The sequence below is a fragment of the Psychrobacter sp. TB15 genome (assembly GCF_000511655.1).
Classification (GTDB): Bacteria; Pseudomonadota; Gammaproteobacteria; order Pseudomonadales; family Moraxellaceae; genus Psychrobacter; species Psychrobacter submarinus.
The window spans coordinates 1-2,142 of the sequence record NZ_AYXN01000022.1 but is presented as its reverse complement, the minus strand read 5'-3'; the positions used below and the strand labels follow the sequence as shown (position 1 = coordinate 2,142).

At 39.5% G+C, this 2,142-nt stretch carries 3 protein-coding genes and 1 pseudogene; all 4 read left to right on the top strand.

The annotated features are described in order from the left end of the window. The first annotated feature begins 66 nt into the window (after nt 1–66). The 4 genes and pseudogenes from W234_RS0104755 to W234_RS14475 all read left to right on the top strand — a co-directional run bounded on the left by W234_RS0104755 (nt 67) and on the right by W234_RS14475 (nt 2,137). Complete coding sequence (locus tag W234_RS0104755) at nt 67–507, top strand: transposase family protein (protein WP_025643546.1); 441 nt, start codon at nt 67–69, stop codon at nt 505–507. 8 nt (nt 508–515) lie between these two features. Next, nucleotides 516–899, top strand: a pseudogene (locus W234_RS0104750) (transposase family protein); the annotation flags it as partial. Between the two features lie 394 nt (nt 900–1,293). After that, complete coding sequence (locus W234_RS14760; protein WP_025643618.1) at nt 1,294–1,644, top strand: IS630 transposase-related protein; 351 nt, start codon at nt 1,294–1,296, stop codon at nt 1,642–1,644. Continuing rightward, a complete protein-coding gene (locus W234_RS14475) occupies nt 1,571–2,137 on the top strand; it encodes an IS630 family transposase (RefSeq protein ID WP_227501901.1) in 567 nt (188 codons plus the stop codon). Before W234_RS14760 ends, W234_RS14475 begins: the two co-directional genes overlap by 74 nt. Nucleotides 2,138–2,142: the final 5 nt, after the last annotated feature.

Sequence of the window (2,142 nt, the reverse complement as noted above, 5' to 3'; positions counted from 1 at the left end):
TAGACCTCTTGCAAAAGTAGCAGAGGGAATTAAAATAAGAAGAACATTCATCGTTGTCTAAGAACCATGCCAAACATAGATAAGCTACTCAAACAAAGTGACGCTGGTTTTAAACGCTACACTGGCATTCATAAAGCCACCTTTTATGACATGCTTGATGCCATGCAAGAGCATGAAGCATCTAAGACCAAATCAGGTAGACCAAGTGTGCTCAGTCTTAAGGAGCAGATACTACTAGCCCTGACTTATTGGCGTGAATACCGCACGCTTTATCATATCAGTATGGACTTTGGTATTCATGAGTCTTCTGCTAGCCGTATCATTCGTAAAGTAGAAGACACACTGATTGACTCTGGCAAGTTTGAATTACCTAAAAAGCTGCCTAGTCGTGTCGATGACGACATCAATTGGTCAGTCGTCATTGTTGATGCTACCGAAACCCCTATTGAGCGTCCAAAAAAAACCAAAGAGACTACTACAGCGGTAAGAAAAAACAACACACCTTAAAAGCGCAGGTTATCGTTCATTGGCAAACTGGTTTGATACTTGATGTGCAAACCTGTAAAGGGTCAATCCACGATTTTAAGCTGTATAAAGATACTTGTCCTGACTGGTTACCTTGTGACGCCAAGCTACTAGCCGATAGTGGTTATCAAGGGTTAGCAAAGTTACATGAGCAAACTTTCACGCCATTTAAGAAACCTCGTGGTGGTCAGTTATTAGAGATATGCAAACAGGCCAATCACTATCTGGCAAAGTTCCGTATTGTGGTTGAGCACAAAATAGGCTTAATCAAGTTGTTTAAAATCGTGGCTCATAAATATCGCAACCGTCGTCAGCGCTATGATCTTAGAATGAAGCTGTTTGCTGGTATCATTAATTCCGAGCTTAAATTATGACTTTTGCAAGAGGTCTAATCAATTCATCATAGAGATTGCTACTACAATAACCAATTAATGGCTCTATAAGCTTCCAACCTTCTTGAGTCTTTAGAGCCAGTATAGGTTCTACAAATCTATGATAGGTTTCACTAAAAGGTAACTTACTACAGATCATGCTTATGATATTACCTAAAGCGTCCATGAAGTCATAAAAGCTGCCTCGATTGCCTTTAAAATCATATTCTTCAGCCCAAGAAGGCTCAGTTAGTTCAATAGCCCAATTAATTAAACTCTCTATAAAACCTAGAAGTTCTTCTTTGAAGTCTGTCTGTAGTAAATCTTCAATAGGTATAGTCTAATCCAAATAAAACCGATACAATATTTATAACAATCTTAATTAATGAAATAAACAATGACTTATTCAATAGACTATCGCAAACAGGTACTTTCTAGCATCGCTGATGGCATGACCATACGAGAAGCTGCGCTGTTTTATGGACTTAGCACCAGCACCATTCACAGCTGGCAGCAGAACCTAACTCCTAAAACAACCAGAAATAAAGCACCAACTAAAATACCTGATGACGCATTGATTGAAGACGTAAAAACATATCCAGATGATTATAACTATGAAAGAGCTCGTCGCTTGAACTGTAGTAAGACTGGCATCTTTAATGCTTTAAAGCGTCTTGGTATCAGTCAAAAAAAAGACCTTAGAACATCCAAAAGCGTGTCCGATAAAAAGAGCAGTATTCCAGAATAAGCTTGATAGCTTTACGCAGCAAGGCTACCCCATTGTCTATATGGATGAAAGCGGCTTTGAGGCTGAAACCATTCGTTCTCATGGCTATGCACCGATTGGTACACCCTGTATCGATAGCTACAACTGGCAAGCAAAAAAGCGAACCAACGTCATCGGAGCTCTCTATGAAAAAATGCTTTTTGCGCTTGATTACTTTGAGCAGAACATCAATGGCACCATATTCTACGACTGGTGCAAACACACTTTAATTCCAAGTCTCAAGACTAAATGCGTGATTGTCATGGATAACGCTCGGTTTCATAAAAGCAAACGCATTCAAAAACTATTAAACAGACATGGCCATCGTATTCTTTGGCTGCCGCCGTACAGCCCTGATCTGAACCCTATTGAGAAAAAATGGGCACAGGCTAAGTTTCTGCGCCAAGGGTGGATGGAGAATAATCTCCCTAAACTGTTTTATGATATGGGCTGTATCGATTTTATAAAGACTTAACTATA